12 protein-coding genes are annotated in these 13,250 nt (G+C 64.2%); 6 read left to right on the top strand and 6 right to left on the bottom strand.

Features of this window, described 5'->3' with window-relative positions; genetic code table 11:
• Window position 1 precedes the first annotated feature (1 nt).
• Complete coding sequence (locus DDF70_RS11345; protein WP_114944978.1) at window positions 2–1,138, bottom strand: ABC transporter substrate-binding protein; 1,137 nt, start codon at window positions 1,136–1,138, stop codon at window positions 2–4.
• A 205-nt stretch (window positions 1,139–1,343) separates the two neighbouring features.
• Here DDF70_RS11345 and DDF70_RS11340 point away from each other — a divergent pair, with 205 nt between their 5' ends.
• Both DDF70_RS11340 and DDF70_RS11335 read left to right on the top strand, forming a co-directional pair.
• Window positions 1,344–2,126: a class I SAM-dependent methyltransferase gene (locus tag DDF70_RS11340; protein ID WP_114944977.1), complete on the top strand. Its 783-nt coding sequence runs from the start codon at window positions 1,344–1,346 to the stop codon at window positions 2,124–2,126.
• Between the two features lie 71 nt (window positions 2,127–2,197).
• On the top strand, window positions 2,198–2,881 hold the full coding sequence (locus DDF70_RS11335) for a hypothetical protein (protein ID WP_114944976.1): 684 nt from the start codon (window positions 2,198–2,200) through the stop codon (window positions 2,879–2,881).
• A gap of 179 nt (window positions 2,882–3,060) precedes the next feature.
• Here DDF70_RS11335 and DDF70_RS11330 read toward each other — a convergent pair whose 3' ends face one another.
• Entirely contained in the window at window positions 3,061–4,068 is a 1,008-nt protein-coding gene (locus DDF70_RS11330) for a threo-3-hydroxy-L-aspartate ammonia-lyase (protein WP_170316056.1), read from the bottom strand.
• A 187-nt stretch (window positions 4,069–4,255) separates the two neighbouring features.
• Between DDF70_RS11330 and DDF70_RS11325 the strand changes: the two genes are divergently transcribed.
• Complete coding sequence (locus DDF70_RS11325; RefSeq protein WP_114944975.1) at window positions 4,256–5,308, top strand: hemerythrin domain-containing protein; 1,053 nt, start codon at window positions 4,256–4,258, stop codon at window positions 5,306–5,308.
• Window positions 5,309–5,406: 98 nt separating this feature from the next.
• Here the strand turns inward: DDF70_RS11325 and DDF70_RS11320 are convergent, their stop codons facing one another.
• From DDF70_RS11320 to DDF70_RS11305, 4 genes are all read right to left on the bottom strand, one after another.
• Window positions 5,407–7,896, bottom strand: coding sequence for a glucose/quinate/shikimate family membrane-bound PQQ-dependent dehydrogenase (locus tag DDF70_RS11320; RefSeq protein WP_114944974.1), 2,490 nt, complete (start codon window positions 7,894–7,896; stop codon window positions 5,407–5,409).
• 91 nt (window positions 7,897–7,987) lie between these two features.
• Complete coding sequence (locus tag DDF70_RS11315; protein ID WP_114944973.1) at window positions 7,988–8,761, bottom strand: ABC transporter permease; 774 nt, start codon at window positions 8,759–8,761, stop codon at window positions 7,988–7,990.
• Entirely contained in the window at window positions 8,758–9,564 is an 807-nt protein-coding gene (locus tag DDF70_RS11310; RefSeq protein WP_114944972.1) for an ABC transporter ATP-binding protein, read from the bottom strand. Before DDF70_RS11310 ends, DDF70_RS11315 begins: the two co-directional genes overlap by 4 nt.
• Entirely contained in the window at window positions 9,564–10,511 is a 948-nt protein-coding gene (locus DDF70_RS11305; RefSeq protein WP_245435449.1) for an ABC transporter substrate-binding protein, read from the bottom strand. The genes DDF70_RS11310 and DDF70_RS11305 overlap by 1 nt, the downstream gene beginning before the upstream one ends.
• Before the next feature lie 379 nt (window positions 10,512–10,890).
• Here DDF70_RS11305 and minD point away from each other — a divergent pair, with 379 nt between their 5' ends.
• From minD to DDF70_RS11290, 3 genes are all read left to right on the top strand, one after another.
• Window positions 10,891–11,700 carry a septum site-determining protein MinD gene (gene minD, locus DDF70_RS11300; protein ID WP_114944970.1) on the top strand — a complete coding sequence of 270 codons (810 nt, stop codon included), beginning with the start codon at window positions 10,891–10,893 and terminating at the stop codon, window positions 11,698–11,700.
• A complete protein-coding gene (minE, locus tag DDF70_RS11295) occupies window positions 11,697–11,975 on the top strand; it encodes a cell division topological specificity factor MinE (protein ID WP_114944969.1) in 279 nt (92 codons plus the stop codon). The genes minD and minE overlap by 4 nt, the downstream gene beginning before the upstream one ends.
• Before the next feature lie 168 nt (window positions 11,976–12,143).
• A complete protein-coding gene (locus DDF70_RS11290; protein WP_114944968.1) occupies window positions 12,144–13,079 on the top strand; it encodes a DUF5996 family protein in 936 nt (311 codons plus the stop codon).
• Window positions 13,080–13,250 lie beyond the last annotated feature (171 nt).

Raw genomic sequence — 13,250 nt, 5'->3', positions numbered from 1 at the left:
CTTATTCCTTGTCCGCGAGGGAGACCCAGTATCCGGTCTTGTACGGGACGGGCAGGAAGCGTTCGTAAAGCGTCTTCATGGTGGCCTCGGGATCGACATCCTTGAACAGATCCGGGTGCAGCCACTTGGCCATCGCCTGGATGGCGACGAACTGATAGGGGCTGTTGTAGAACTGGTGCCAGATGGCGTGAACCTTGTTGTCGCGCACCGCCTTCACGCCCGTATAGGCAGGGCGCTTCATCAGCGCTGCGAGTTTGTCGCGCGCCTTCGCCTTGTCGGCGCCGGAGCCGACGCCGACCCAGGCACCGCCTGGAACATAGAGTTCCCAGTTCGAGCCGGTGACGATCACCTGGTCCGGGTTCGTCGCGATGATCTGTTCAGGATTGACCACGCCGAAGGTGCCGGGGATGATCTTGGCGGCGAGATTCTGCCCGCCTGCGACTTCCACGAACTTGCCGAAATTCTCGTTGCCGAAGGACATGCAGCAATCGTCGGAATAGCCGGCCGCACGCTCGACCATCACCACCGGCCGCGGCGGGCTGGCCTTGGCGAGGCGCTCGGTCACGAGATCGATCTGCGCCTTTCGGAACGCGATGAATTCTTCCGCCCGCGCCTCCTTGCCGAAGAGCTTGCCGATGAGGCGCATGCTCGCGTCCGTATTCTCGAACGGCTTCTCGCGGAAATCGACGAAGACGACCGGGATGTCGATCCTGGCGAGCTTCTCGATGAGCTTGGCGTCGTCGGTCGCGGTCTTGGCCTCGATGTTGAGGAGGATCACGTCGGGCTTGAGCGAGACGGCCTGCTCCACGTCGAAGGTGCCTTCCTTGAAGCCGCCGAAGGTCGGAATCTTGTCGATCTGCGGATACTTGGCGCGATAATCGTTGTAGCCGTCGAGATCCGCCTTCTGCAGATCGTCGCGCCAGCCGACAACGCGCTTGAAGGGCTGGTCGGTGTCGAGGGTCGCCACGAAGTACATCTGGCGCCCCTCGCCGAGGATGACCTTCTCGACCGGCGCATTGACTTCGACCTTGCGGCCCGTGATGTCGGTCACCGTGATCTTGCCGGCGGCCTGGGAGGGAACGGGCAGGAGCCCGACAAGTGCCAAGGCGGCACCGAAGATCAGTTGGGAGAGTTGCATGACGCGCCTCGTTTCAAGGAAAGCAGGCCGTTCCTATGTGCAGGTCACCTGTCAGGCAAGAAATATCTTTTAGAATTACTTTAATTAAAATGTAATCGTGCCAGTTTAAAACAATTCTATTCTACAGTTTATAGTAATTAAAAATTGACGTCTTCCGGTTTTGGCCATAGAGGAGCGGCGAAATCAGCTGTATCCGTGAGCACTCATGAACGCGAATTACACCCTCCGGGACGAGATCCGTGACTACTGGTCCCTGCGCGCTCCGACCTTCGACGAGCAGGTCGGGCACGAGATCTTCTCGGAGGCGGAGCGGCAGGCATGGCGCGATCTTTTCCTGCGGCATCTCGGGCCGGGAGAGGGCCGCAGGGCGCTCGACCTCGCCAGCGGCACGGGCGTTATCTCGCATCTGCTGCACGGACTGGGCTTCAACGTCACGGGCCTCGACTGGTCGGAGCCGATGCTGAGCCGGGCGCGGGCCAAGGCGGCCAGGAACAATGCCGACATCCGCTTCATCATGGGCGATGCCGAGCGAACCCTGGAAAAGCCGGGGAGCTACGACGTGCTGGTGACGCGCCACCTCGTCTGGACGCTCGTTGATCCGAGAGCCGCGTTCCGGGAATGGCATTCGCTGCTCAAGCCGGGCGGGCGGCTTCTCATCGTCGACGGCGATTTCGTGTCCGACACGCTGGTCAAGCGCATGATCAGGTTCGTCGAGAAATGGGTGCCGGGCCTCGCCGGGGCCGCGCATGCGCCCAATGCCATGCGCGAAACCCATGAGCGCATCCTGAGCCGGGTCTATTTCTCCAAAGGGGCGCGCGCCCAGGACGTGGCCGCGCTGCTGCGCGAGGCGGGTTTCGCGCAGACCGTCATCGACCGGGATCTCAAGCAGATCCACCGCCATCAGGCGAAAAACCTGCCGCTGCTCAAGGGGCTCGAACGCGCGACGCAGCACCGCTACGCCGTTCTCGCCGTGAAGGCCTCCACCTGAAAAGTCATGGCCTGACGCGCCGGCTCGTGCTCTCCTGATGCCCGGGATATGGGTTTAGCGGGAGAAGGCCCATGGGACGACGCCTGATCAAACTTCTCGTTGCTTGCGCTGCCCTGACGGGCGCGATCCCGTTCGAGGCGCGGCCGCAGCAGCGCCCCGATGTCGATGTCGCGACGCCCGAAGGCCTGCCGGCCGTGGGGAAATGGATGCTGACCGCGCAGGGAGTGCCGTCCGACTGGCTCGGCGAGATCTACGAGGGCAAGAACCTGCGCGAGCCGATCAACGTCATCATCGTCGATCAGGGTGCTTCGAGTGTCGATGAGGCCAAGGAGCGGCTCCTGGCCGCCGCCGCTCGTGCCGGCTATCCGATCCGCTTCGGCCATTCGACAGGCTACCAGGGCTCCATCGGAGGGCGGCTCTACGCGCAGTTGCCGCAGGGCCGGGATGATGCGTTCTCCAACGATGTCTTCGAGGTCAACAATAACCACGGCCGAGTCTTCGGCCCTCATCAATTCGATCAAGGTTATCTCTTCATCGCGGCCTTCAGCCGCGAGGAGGTCGACCCGCTCCGCGTTCCGGGGCATCGCTTCGAATCGTTCAACCGGGCGCGGGACGACTTCACGCAGCGCCTCGACCGCAGCACGGATTTCAAGGTGATCCGGTTCGTCGATCTCGGCAACGCCCTGATCGGTGACCCGAAGCTCACGACCGGCGATCACGATGGGATTGCCGTTGTCGTGCGGGTCGGACCGTGAGGCGAGCATCAACTATGATGAAAGTGCTCCACACTCTCCACGTCATCACCGGCCTCGTGCCGGTGATCCCGATTGCTTGAGGCGGTGCGCTTCAACGTATCGGGATGGCCGAGACTGATCCCCGGATCAAGTCCGGGGACGGCCATGACGTGAAAGGGATGTCATTCCCGGAGTGAACGCTACCCTGCCAGAAAGCCCGCCAGCGCGCGTGGGTCCACGTTGCCGCCGCTGATGATGATGCCGACGCGCTTGTCCTTGCACGGCACGATGCCGTGGAGGGCGGCCGCGGCCGCGAGGCAGCCGGTGGGTTCGACCACGATCTTCATGCGCTCGACGAAGAAGCGCATGGTGTCCACCAGCTGCGCGTCCGACACGGTGAGAATGTCGTCGGCGAGGGCGCGCATGATGGGAAAGGTCTTGTTGCCGACATAGCTCGTCTGCGCCCCGTCGGCGATGGTGGCGGGCACGGGGATCCGGACGATGGAGCCCGTGCGGAAGGATTGCTGCGCATCGTTGCCGGCTTCCGGCTCGACGCCGTAGATGCGGCAATCGGGCGAGAGCGCCTTGGAGGCGAGCGCCGAGCCCGCAAGCAATCCGCCGCCGCCGACGCAGACGAGCAGCATGTCGAGCGGGCCGACCTCCTCGATCAGCTCCTTCGTCGCGGTGCCCTGGCCGGCAATCACGTCCTCATGGTCGTAGGGTGGGATGAGCGTCAGGCCGCGCTCCTGCGAGAGCTTGCGGCCGATGGCCTCGCGGTCTTCCTTGTAGCGGTCGTAGAGCACGACCTCGCCGCCGTAGCCCTTGGTGGCGGCGACCTTCATGGCCGGCGCATCCTGAGGCATGATGATGACGGTCGGCACCTCCTGCAGCTGCCCGGCATAGGCGATCGCCTGGGCATGGTTGCCGGAGGAGAACGCCACGACACCGCGCTTCCTCGCGTCGGGAGAAAGGCGCGCGATGGCATTATAGGCGCCGCGAAACTTGAAGGCGCCCCCGCGCTGGAAATTCTCCGCCTTGAAGAACAGCCTTCCGCCCGTGCGTTCGTCGGCTGTGCGGGACGTGAGAACCGGCGTCCTGTGAGCCACTCCGTCGATCCGCCGCGCGGCTGCGGCGACGTCCTCGTATGTCGGCAGGTTCACGGCGACAGGGGCTGCGGGTTCGGAATTCTGCGGGGTCTGCACGTTCATCGGATTCTCATGGTCTCGGCGAAGCTTCGCTTCTCTCATATCAACTTTGCACAATCCTTGTCACCTTTGAGGCTTTTTCGAGAGTCGGGAGGTTTTCGGGATTATGCCAGGCCCAAGATCGTCATCGGCGGAACAGCCCATCCGCTCCAGCCGTTCATGGAGATGACGGCATGACAGGAGGCCTCCCATGGAACTGTGGCAGATGGTAGTGGCGGATCACGCGAATATCGAGGAACTCTGCCGCGAGGTGCTGCGCGCCACGGGCAGCGGGCCGAACAGCCGCACCGAACTCTTCGCCGACCTTCAGGACGAGCTGGAGCGACACTTTGCAGCGCAGCAGAACGTGCTCTATCCCGCCCTGTCCACCCATGAGCGCACGGCAAGCTATCTGACCGATCTCGAGAGCAAGCAGGAGGAGATCCTGCGCGAGCTCGACCGGCTCGCCGCACGCCCCGACAAGAACAGCGCCGATTGGGCTGCGGACTTCAAGGAACTCACCGGATCGATCCGTCATGCCTTCACGCTCGAGGAGAACGGCGTCATGATCGTCGCCCGTGGGGCCTTCTCGCCGGACGAGCTCAAGCACCTCTGGCGGCGCTACGAGCGTGAGCGCATCGCGTCCTATGAGGCCGGGCGCTGGCACATGCCGCAAGCCATGATGCCGAGCCGCTATGGGCTTCCGACCGGAACAGTGTTCGGTGTGCTCGCCGGTCTCGCCGCCATCGGCGCCGGTGCGCTCCTGTGGAACATGACCCGGTCCGGCCGCGCCGGCTCGCGACAGAACAGGCCGCTGCATGCGGCTCCCCGGCGCCCTCAGCCACCGTTCCCGCTCGATCGCGGAGTCATCGACCGCAGCCTGGAAGGATCCCGGCGTGGCGCGATGGGGCAGGCACCCTCCGGGGCTAGAACCTATCGGGCGGCAGGTTCGTCCGCAGCGGCCGGTGCCGGCACCGCCACGGGGACCACGTCGAACAACCCGGGCAGCTCGGCGACGGAAGACGAGGCGCTGCTTCATGGGGCAGGGGGCGGCGCCGCTCCTGCCGCAGGCGGAAGTCCCTCGGACGATACCTGGTTCTCCTCCGCTCATCCGCCCCGCGCCCCCTCCGGCCTCTCGACGCCCCTGCAGCCGGGCGGAACGCTTCCCGCAGGCGGCCCTGCCGCCTCGACGGGCTCCATCGGAACCGGCGGTGCTCAGACCGGCGGTGCGGATTCAGGTTCTTTGAAGCGGGATGGGCAGTAACGGCTGCCCACGCTTCGCCTAAAGCATCGGACCCGAAAATAGATATGCACTTTCGGGTCCGATGCTTATTCCACGAAGAGTGCGCAAGACCCCTCCCGTCAGGTTTTCGGCAGGGCATAGGCGATCACGTAATCGCCCGCCTTGGTGCCGAGGGAGCCGTGGCCGCCTGCCACCACGAGCAGGTACTGCCGTCCGTCCGATCCCGTATAGGTCATGGGCGTGGCCTGCCCGCCGGCCGGAAGCCGGGCTTCCCAGAGCTGATTGCCGTTGGACACGTCGTAGGCGCGCACGAAGTAATCGATGGTGCCGGACAGGAACGCGACGCCGCTCGCCGTCATCATCGGCCCGCCGAGGTTGGGCACGCCCATCGGGAAGGGTAGCGGGATCGGGGACGCGTCGCGCACCGTGCCGTTCTTGTGCTTCCAGAGAATCTTTCCGGTGGTGAGATCGGCCGCCGCCACATAGCCCCAGGGCGGCGCCTGACAGGGGATGCCGAGTGTGGAGGTGAAGGCCGAGAGCTTCACGGCGAACGGCGCACCGAAATTCTCGTTCAGCGCTGGCAGGCTGTTCTCCGGCCGATCCTTCCCCTGCACATAGAGCGTCTTCTCGTCCTGGCGTGGCACGAGCTGCGACACGAAGGCGAGGTAGGTGGGCGTGGTGAAGGCGATCTGCCGTTCCGGATCGACCGCGACACTGCCCCAGTTGAACACGCCGAAATTGCCCGGGTAGATCAGGCTGCCTTGAAGCGAAGGCGGCGTATAGCGTCCCTCGTAGCGCAATTTCCTGAAGGCGATGCGGCAGGCGAGCTGGTCGAACGGCGTCGCGCCCCACATGTCGCGCTCGGTCAGGGGCGGCGGGTCGTAGGAGAGGGCGGAGACGGGCTGCGTCGGCGCGGTGCGGTCGCCGGGTGCTGCGCCCTGCGGGGCAGGCTTCTCCGTCACCGGCAGGACAGGCTGGCCCGTGCGCCGGTCGAGCACGTAGAGTTCGCCCTGCTTGGTCGGCTGCACCAGCGCCGGCACCGTCTGGCCGCCGATGGTCAGGTCGATCAGGCTCGGCTGCGAGGGAACGTCGTAGTCCCATAGGTCGTGGTGCACGGTCTGGAAGACCCAGCGCACCTGACCGGTCGCCAGGTCGAGCGCCACGACGGAGGACGAGAAGCGGTCAACGTTGGCGCTGCGGTTGCCGCCCCATTGGTCCGGCGGCTGGTTGCCGAGCGGGATGTAGACGAGCCCCAGGGCCTCGTCGACGCTGGAGATCGACCAGGAATTGGGCGAGTTCGGCACGTATGTTTCACCCGGTGCCAGCGGCGTGGTCACGTCTGGCCTGCCCGAATCCCAGTTCCACACCAGCGCGCCGGTATTCACGTCGAAGGCGCGGATGACGCCGGACTGCTCGCTCGTCGACACGTTGTCGAGCACGGTGCCGCCGACGATGATGAGGTTGCGGGCGATGGCCGGCGGGGAGGTGGAGTAATAGGCGCCCGGTCGCACGTTGGGCATGTTCGCCCACAGATTGATCTGGCCCGTACCGCCGCCGAAGGAGGCGCAGACGGCGCCGTTCTCAGGGTTGAGGGCGATCAGCCGCCCGTCGGCGGTGGGCATGAAGAGCTTCGTCGGGCAATTGTCCGTGGCCGGGTGCTCGCTTGCCGCAACCGGCAGGTCGGGAACGGGTGAGGCCGGGGTCGCAGGGGCTGGAGGCGCCGCCGACGCGGCTGCCCCATTGCCGCGATAATAAGAGAGACCACGGCAGGTGAGATGCTGAAGGGCGAGGTCGCCGCGGATCTTCGGATCGTAGCGCCAGACTTCCTTTCCGGTCGCATCGTCGAGAGCGATGATTGATTGATGCGGCGTGCAGAGATAGAGCCGGTTGCCGAACTTGAGCGGCGTCACCTGGAAGGTGGTCTCTTCCGGATCGCCCGGACGTCCCCGCACATCGTCGGTGCGGTAGGTCCAGGCCTCCTGAAGATTGGCCGCGTTCGCGGGCGTGATCTGGTTGAGCGGCGAATGCCGCTGTCCGTAGGCCGTGCGCCCGTAGGCATGCCATTCGCCGGGTGGAACGCCGAGGACGTCGTCGGGCACATCCGCTCGCGGCCCGGGCGCCGTGCCTTCGATGCGCGTGGGATCGGTGAACCACGAGGCCACCGCCACCACGAGTGCGATGGCGAGCACGCCGGTCAGCGGCAATCCTGCGCCCCGGAAGGCGGAGACGGATCGTGCCGATGCATCATAGTCCGATGCCAGATCGGCCGGGCGATTGTCGAGGCTGCGCGTCACCCAGGGCGTGAGCAGCAGCAGGCCCACGAGGAACACCACATCGCCGCGCGCCGCCAGAGGCCACCAGTGAAGGCCCGCTTCCCATAAGGCCCATCCGAGCGTGCCGGCGGTGACGAGCGCGTAAATCCACAGGGCTGCGGGCTTCTGCGCGAGGAGGAGGATTCCGGTGAGCAGAAAGCCGACGGCGGCGATCATATAGTACCAGGAGCCGCCGAGCGTCATCAGCCAAACCCCGCCGACAGCGAGGGCCAGTCCGATCAGAAGCGTGAGAATGGCGGCGACCACGAGAACAGGGCTGCGCCTCACACCAGGCATGACTCACTCCTCCGGACATTCGGCTTCCAACGACAGGAGGGAGGAAATGTTTCAAAGGGACATGACGCCAAGGCAGAGCAATGCAGCCCAGCTATGCTTCCTTCACATTCGTGCCCCAGCGGCGATGGAGGAAGCGCTCCCAGGGTGAGAACAGCAGGCGGTCGACGAGAAGCCCGATCACCACGATGACGATCATGATGCCGATGACCTGATCCATGGCGTTCAATTCGCGCCCGTAATGCAGAAGGTGACCGAGGCCGAAGCCGGTCAGGATCGTCACATAGATCTCGGCCGCCATCAGCGAGCGCCACGCGAAGGCCCAGCCCTGCTTCATGCCGCTGACGAGGAATGGAAGCGAGGCAGGCAGGATCACCCGGGTCCATTTGTGGAATCCATCCGATCCCATGGTGCGCGCGGCGCGCGCATAGATGGGCGGAATGTTGCGAGCCCCGTGATCCGTCGCGATGATGACGGACCAAACGGTGCCCATGATCACCACGAACAGCATCGCGCCTTCGGTCTGTCCGAACCAGACCAGCGCCAGCGGCACCCAGCACACGCTCGGCAATGTCTGGAAGCCGAGTGCCAATGATCCGAGCGTATCCTCGAAGATCTGCGACGTGCTGGTCAAAAGACCGAGCGGAAGGCCGATGAGGACGCCGGCCGCATAGCCGATCAGCAGCCGCTTGAGCGTCACCCAGGTCGCATCCTCGAGCGTGCCGTCGAGCATCGCGCCCCAGATGTATTCGCCGACGAAGATCGGGGAGGGCAGCAGAACGACGGACCAGCGGCCGGTGCGCACGGCAAGCTCCCACAGGCCGATGAGGAGCGCGAAGAACAGGACAGCGGAGGCGATACGCTTCATTCCGAGAATGCCTCCGTCAGGGTGCCCTTGAGGGCCGACGCAATCTTCGATGCATAGCCGGCGAGCTCTGGACTGTTGATATCGCGCGGGCGCGGCAGGGGAATGTCGAAGATCTGCTGAATGCGTCCGGGCGAGGGCGACATGAGGACGACCCGATCGCCCAGGCACACGGCTTCGCGGACGTTATGCGTGACGAACACGATGGTCTTGCGGCTTTCCATCCAGATCTGCTGGATGTCGTCGTAGAGCTGATCACGGGTCATGGCATCGAGCGCCCCGAAAGGCTCGTCCATCAGCAGCACCTGAGGATCGGGCGCCAGCGCGCGCGCCAGAGCGACGCGCTGCTTCATGCCGCCTGAAAGCTCATGAATCTGCGCATGCTCGAACTTGCTGAGCCCGACGAGCTTGAGGAAATGATGAGCGATTTCCTTGCGCTGCGCATTGGTGAGATCGGGGCGCAGCTTGAGCCCGAACATCACGTTGCCGAACGCATCGAGCCATGGAAACAGCGCGGATTCCTGGAACATGACGAGGCGCTCGCGCCCCGGCCCTTCCACGGCCTTCCCGTCGGCGAGCACACGTCCCACATCCGGCTTGGTCAGGCCTGCGACAATGTCGAGAAGCGTGGACTTGCCGCATCCGCTCGGCCCGACCAGGCAGATGAATTCACTATCGGCAATCGTCAGGGATACGTTGTCGAGAGCCTGGACGGCCGCCCTTGACGAGATGAAGCGCTTGGAAACTCCTTCGATGATCAGCTTTGCCGGTCGTCCGGTCATGACCTTCGCGTCGGGCGCCTCCATCAAGGCGCCTCGATCAGACGGGACAGATCGGGCGTATCGCGCAGGAAACCGACCTGCTGGGCGCTGGTCACGAAGGATTGGAACGCCTCGCGCGATGTATCCGGCGTAATCACCATGCGGCTCCAGGCCTTGGCGACAAGCTCAGGCGACATGTCGAGGCGGAAGGATGCCTGCAGTTCGTCACGGGCCATGCGCTGGGCTTCCTCCGGGTTCTTCTGAATCCAGTCGGTGAGTTCGCGATGGGCTTCGACGAAGCGCCTGGCGAGGTCGCGGTTCTTCGCCAGGAAGTCGGCGCTGGACACGAGGATCGTGGTGATGGCGTCCTTTTCCTCCACCAGGATCTTGCCTCCGGCTTCGGATTCGAGCCGCGACACCCACGGCTCCACGGTCCACACCGCATCGAGCTGCTTTCCCTGGAAGAGGGAGAGCTGGTCCGGATTGCTGGTGGGGACCACCTGCGCGTCGCCGCCGGTCTGCGTGATGCGCAATCCGCCCGCCACGAGCCAGGCCCGGGCGGCCACGTCCTGCGTGTTGCCGAACTGCGGGGTGGCGATGCGCTTACCCTTGAAGTCTGCGGGCTTTGTCAGTGTCGAATCCCCCTGCACGACGAGGGCCGAGCCGCCATTGACCGCGCCGGCGATCACGCGGACCTCGGTGCCGCGGGAGCGGGCATAGGCGTTGAGCGCCGGATTGGGGCCGACATAAGTCAGATCGAGGGACTTGGCGAAAATCGCCTCCATGGCGCTGGGGCCGGCATTGTAGACATACCACTCGATCTTCACGCCGGGCCCGAGCCGCTCGGCGAGCCAGTTTCGTCCCTGCCGCTCGAAGGCGCGGGCCACCAAGGCCTGAACATGGGTGATGTTCGGAAAATGGCCGACCCGGACCGTGGTGGCCTGCTGGGCGAGCGTCGGTGCGTGTGCCGCAACGAGCGACAACGCCGACAAGAGTAGGATCCGCCATCCATACCGCATCGGAAGCCTCCATTTACATGGGATCAAGGCTAGGGATTCCCGGCTGAAGGTCAATGGGACGGGCTGAGACAGTATTCACGATGCAGCTTTGTCTCCGGACTCAGGATATCATTCCTCTCATCGCTTCTTGCCGGATGAAACCGTTGTTTTTTCAACAAAAATCTTGGTTGAAACTGGAAATATTAACCACCCGGTAACCATAAGTACCGCCCAATAAGATGCATTACGTAGCGTAACAAATTCCGCGACAGCCTGATCCGCCTCCGCTCTCCGACCATGTTCTGCGGTCTTCCGGGGAACCTGATGGTGATGTCGTCGCAGGAGCAGTTTCGAAGGGCGAGGAGAACCAAGGATGGCGAAAGTACTTGTCGTGACATCGGGCAAAGGCGGTGTCGGAAAGACGACCTCGACAGCCGCGCTGGGTGCGGCGCTGGCACAGAGCGGCAAGAAGGTGGCCGTGGTCGATTTCGACGTGGGCCTGCGCAATCTGGACCTGATCATGGGGGCCGAGCGTCGCGTGGTGTTCGATCTCATCAACGTGGTCAAGGGCGATGCCAAGCTCGACCAGGCCCTCATCCGCGACAAGCGCATCGAGACCCTTTTTCTGCTTCCCGCATCTCAGACGCGCGACAAGGACAACCTCAGCGAAGAGGGTGTCGAGCGCGTCATCAACGGGCTTCGTGAAAAGTTCGACTGGATCATCTGCGACAGCCCGGCCGGCATCGAGCGCGGCGCGACTCTCGCCATGCGGCATGCGGATGTGGCCGTCGTCGTGACGAACCCGGAAGTCTCGTCCATCCGCGATTCCGACCGCATCATCGGCCTCCTCGATTCCAAGACCGAGAAGGCGGAGAAGGGCGAGCAGGTGGAAAAGCATCTCCTCCTCACACGCTACGACAATGCTCGTGCCCAGCGCGGCGAGATCCTCAAGGTCGAGGACGTGCTGGAGATCCTTTCGATTCCGCTTCTCGCCATCATCCCCGAAAGCACCGAAGTGCTGCGGTCGTCGAATCTCGGTGCGCCGGTGACGCTCGGCAGCCCGAACTCCGCGCCCGCCCGCGCTTATCTCGAGGCGGTACGCAAGCTCCAGGGCGAGACTGTTGTCGAAGTGCAGAAGCAGCGCGGTCTCTTCAGCAAACTCTTCTCACGGAGGGCAGCATGAGCCTGTTCAGTTTCTTCAAGCGCAACACATCCGCGCCCGTTGCCCGCGAGCGGCTTCAGGTCCTGCTCGCCCATGAGCGCACCATCGTCGGAGGTGGCGAATCCGATCTCGTGGCGATCCTGCGCGAGGAGATCATGGCCGTGATCGCCAAGCACATGGCGGTGCCGCAGGACAACGTGCAGATCAAGATGGACCGCGGCGCCTCCGTGTCGACCCTGGAGGTGGATATCGAGATCCCGAGCGACATCGCGGCCGGGATGCGCCCGGCTGCGTGATCCTACCTCGACGCACCTGGAGCGGCTGGAATCCCATCGGGCTTCCAGCCACTCCAACGCTATATCGCGTCGAGGCCGTTTCGCTGTTCTCCGCTTTCAGGCAGCCTTGCTGCCTCACCTGAACGATGATCTACTCGATGTGAGATCCGTTCAACGCGGAGGAATGCGATGCGTGACGCGTCCTGGCCCGATCTGCCCTATCCCGCCTGGCGGGACACGGCGGCGACCCTTCAGCTCTGGACGCAGATCGTGGGCAAGATCCGGCTTGCCCTTTCGCCCTGGCTCAATCACGGCTGGCAGGTTCCGCTCTATGTGACGGCCCGGGGGCTCGGCACCTCGCCCATTCCCGTCGGCCATGAGATCCTGGAAATCGAGTTCGATTTCCTGTCCCATCTCCTGCGCGTGCGCACGAGCAGCGGCGAGGAGCGGGAACTGCCGCTGCAGCCGCAGAGCGTCGCGGATTTCTATTCGCGGCTCCTCACCATCCTGAGCGATATCGGCATCACGGTCGCCATCAACGAGATGCCGAACGAGGTGGCGGATCCCATCCGCTTCTCCGAGGATCGGGTTCACGCCTCTTATGACCGCGATGCAGCCCATCGCTTCTGGCGGGTGCTCATACAGGTGGACCGGGTGTTGAAGCTGTTCCGCAGCGGTTTTCTCGGAAAGTCCTCTCCGGTGCATTTCTTCTGGGGCAGTTTCGATCTCGCCGTGACGCGATTTTCCGGGCGGTCCGCGCCTCTGCATCCCGGCGGCGTGCCCGGTCTGCCGGACGACGTGACCCGTGAGGCCTATTCGCACGAGGTTTCGAGCGCCGGCTTCTGGCCAGGCAGCGAAGCCTTTCCGCAGCCAGCCTTCTATTCCTATGCCTATCCCGAGCCGCCGGGCTTTCGCGACGCGAGGGTGACGCCGGGCGCGTCCTTCGACACGACGCTCGGCGAGTTCATCCTGCCCTACGACACGGTGCGTCTGGCGGAGGATCCCGACGCGCTGCTGCTCGATTTTCTCGTGACCACCTACGATGCCGCCGCCGATGCGGGCAAATGGGATCGAGCCACGCTCGAATGCTCCATCGGCGCGCCAGCGCGGGTGCGTCCGGTCTGACGCGAGACTCCCGAAAGGTGACGATGTTGCTCATGGATCGGGCGGTGTGCAGGAAATCCACACCTGCCTAAAATCGTCGTGGAGCCTCATCGAAGGGCCTTGATTGCCACGCCTGCGCCACATCCCGCGTCTAGCGCTAGTCCTCATCACGGTTCCGTCATCGACGAGATG

The organism is Microvirga calopogonii (genome assembly GCF_003347665.1).
GTDB classification, from domain to species: Bacteria; Pseudomonadota; Alphaproteobacteria; order Rhizobiales; family Beijerinckiaceae; genus Microvirga; species Microvirga calopogonii.
This window is presented reverse-complemented; position numbering and strand designations above follow the sequence as displayed.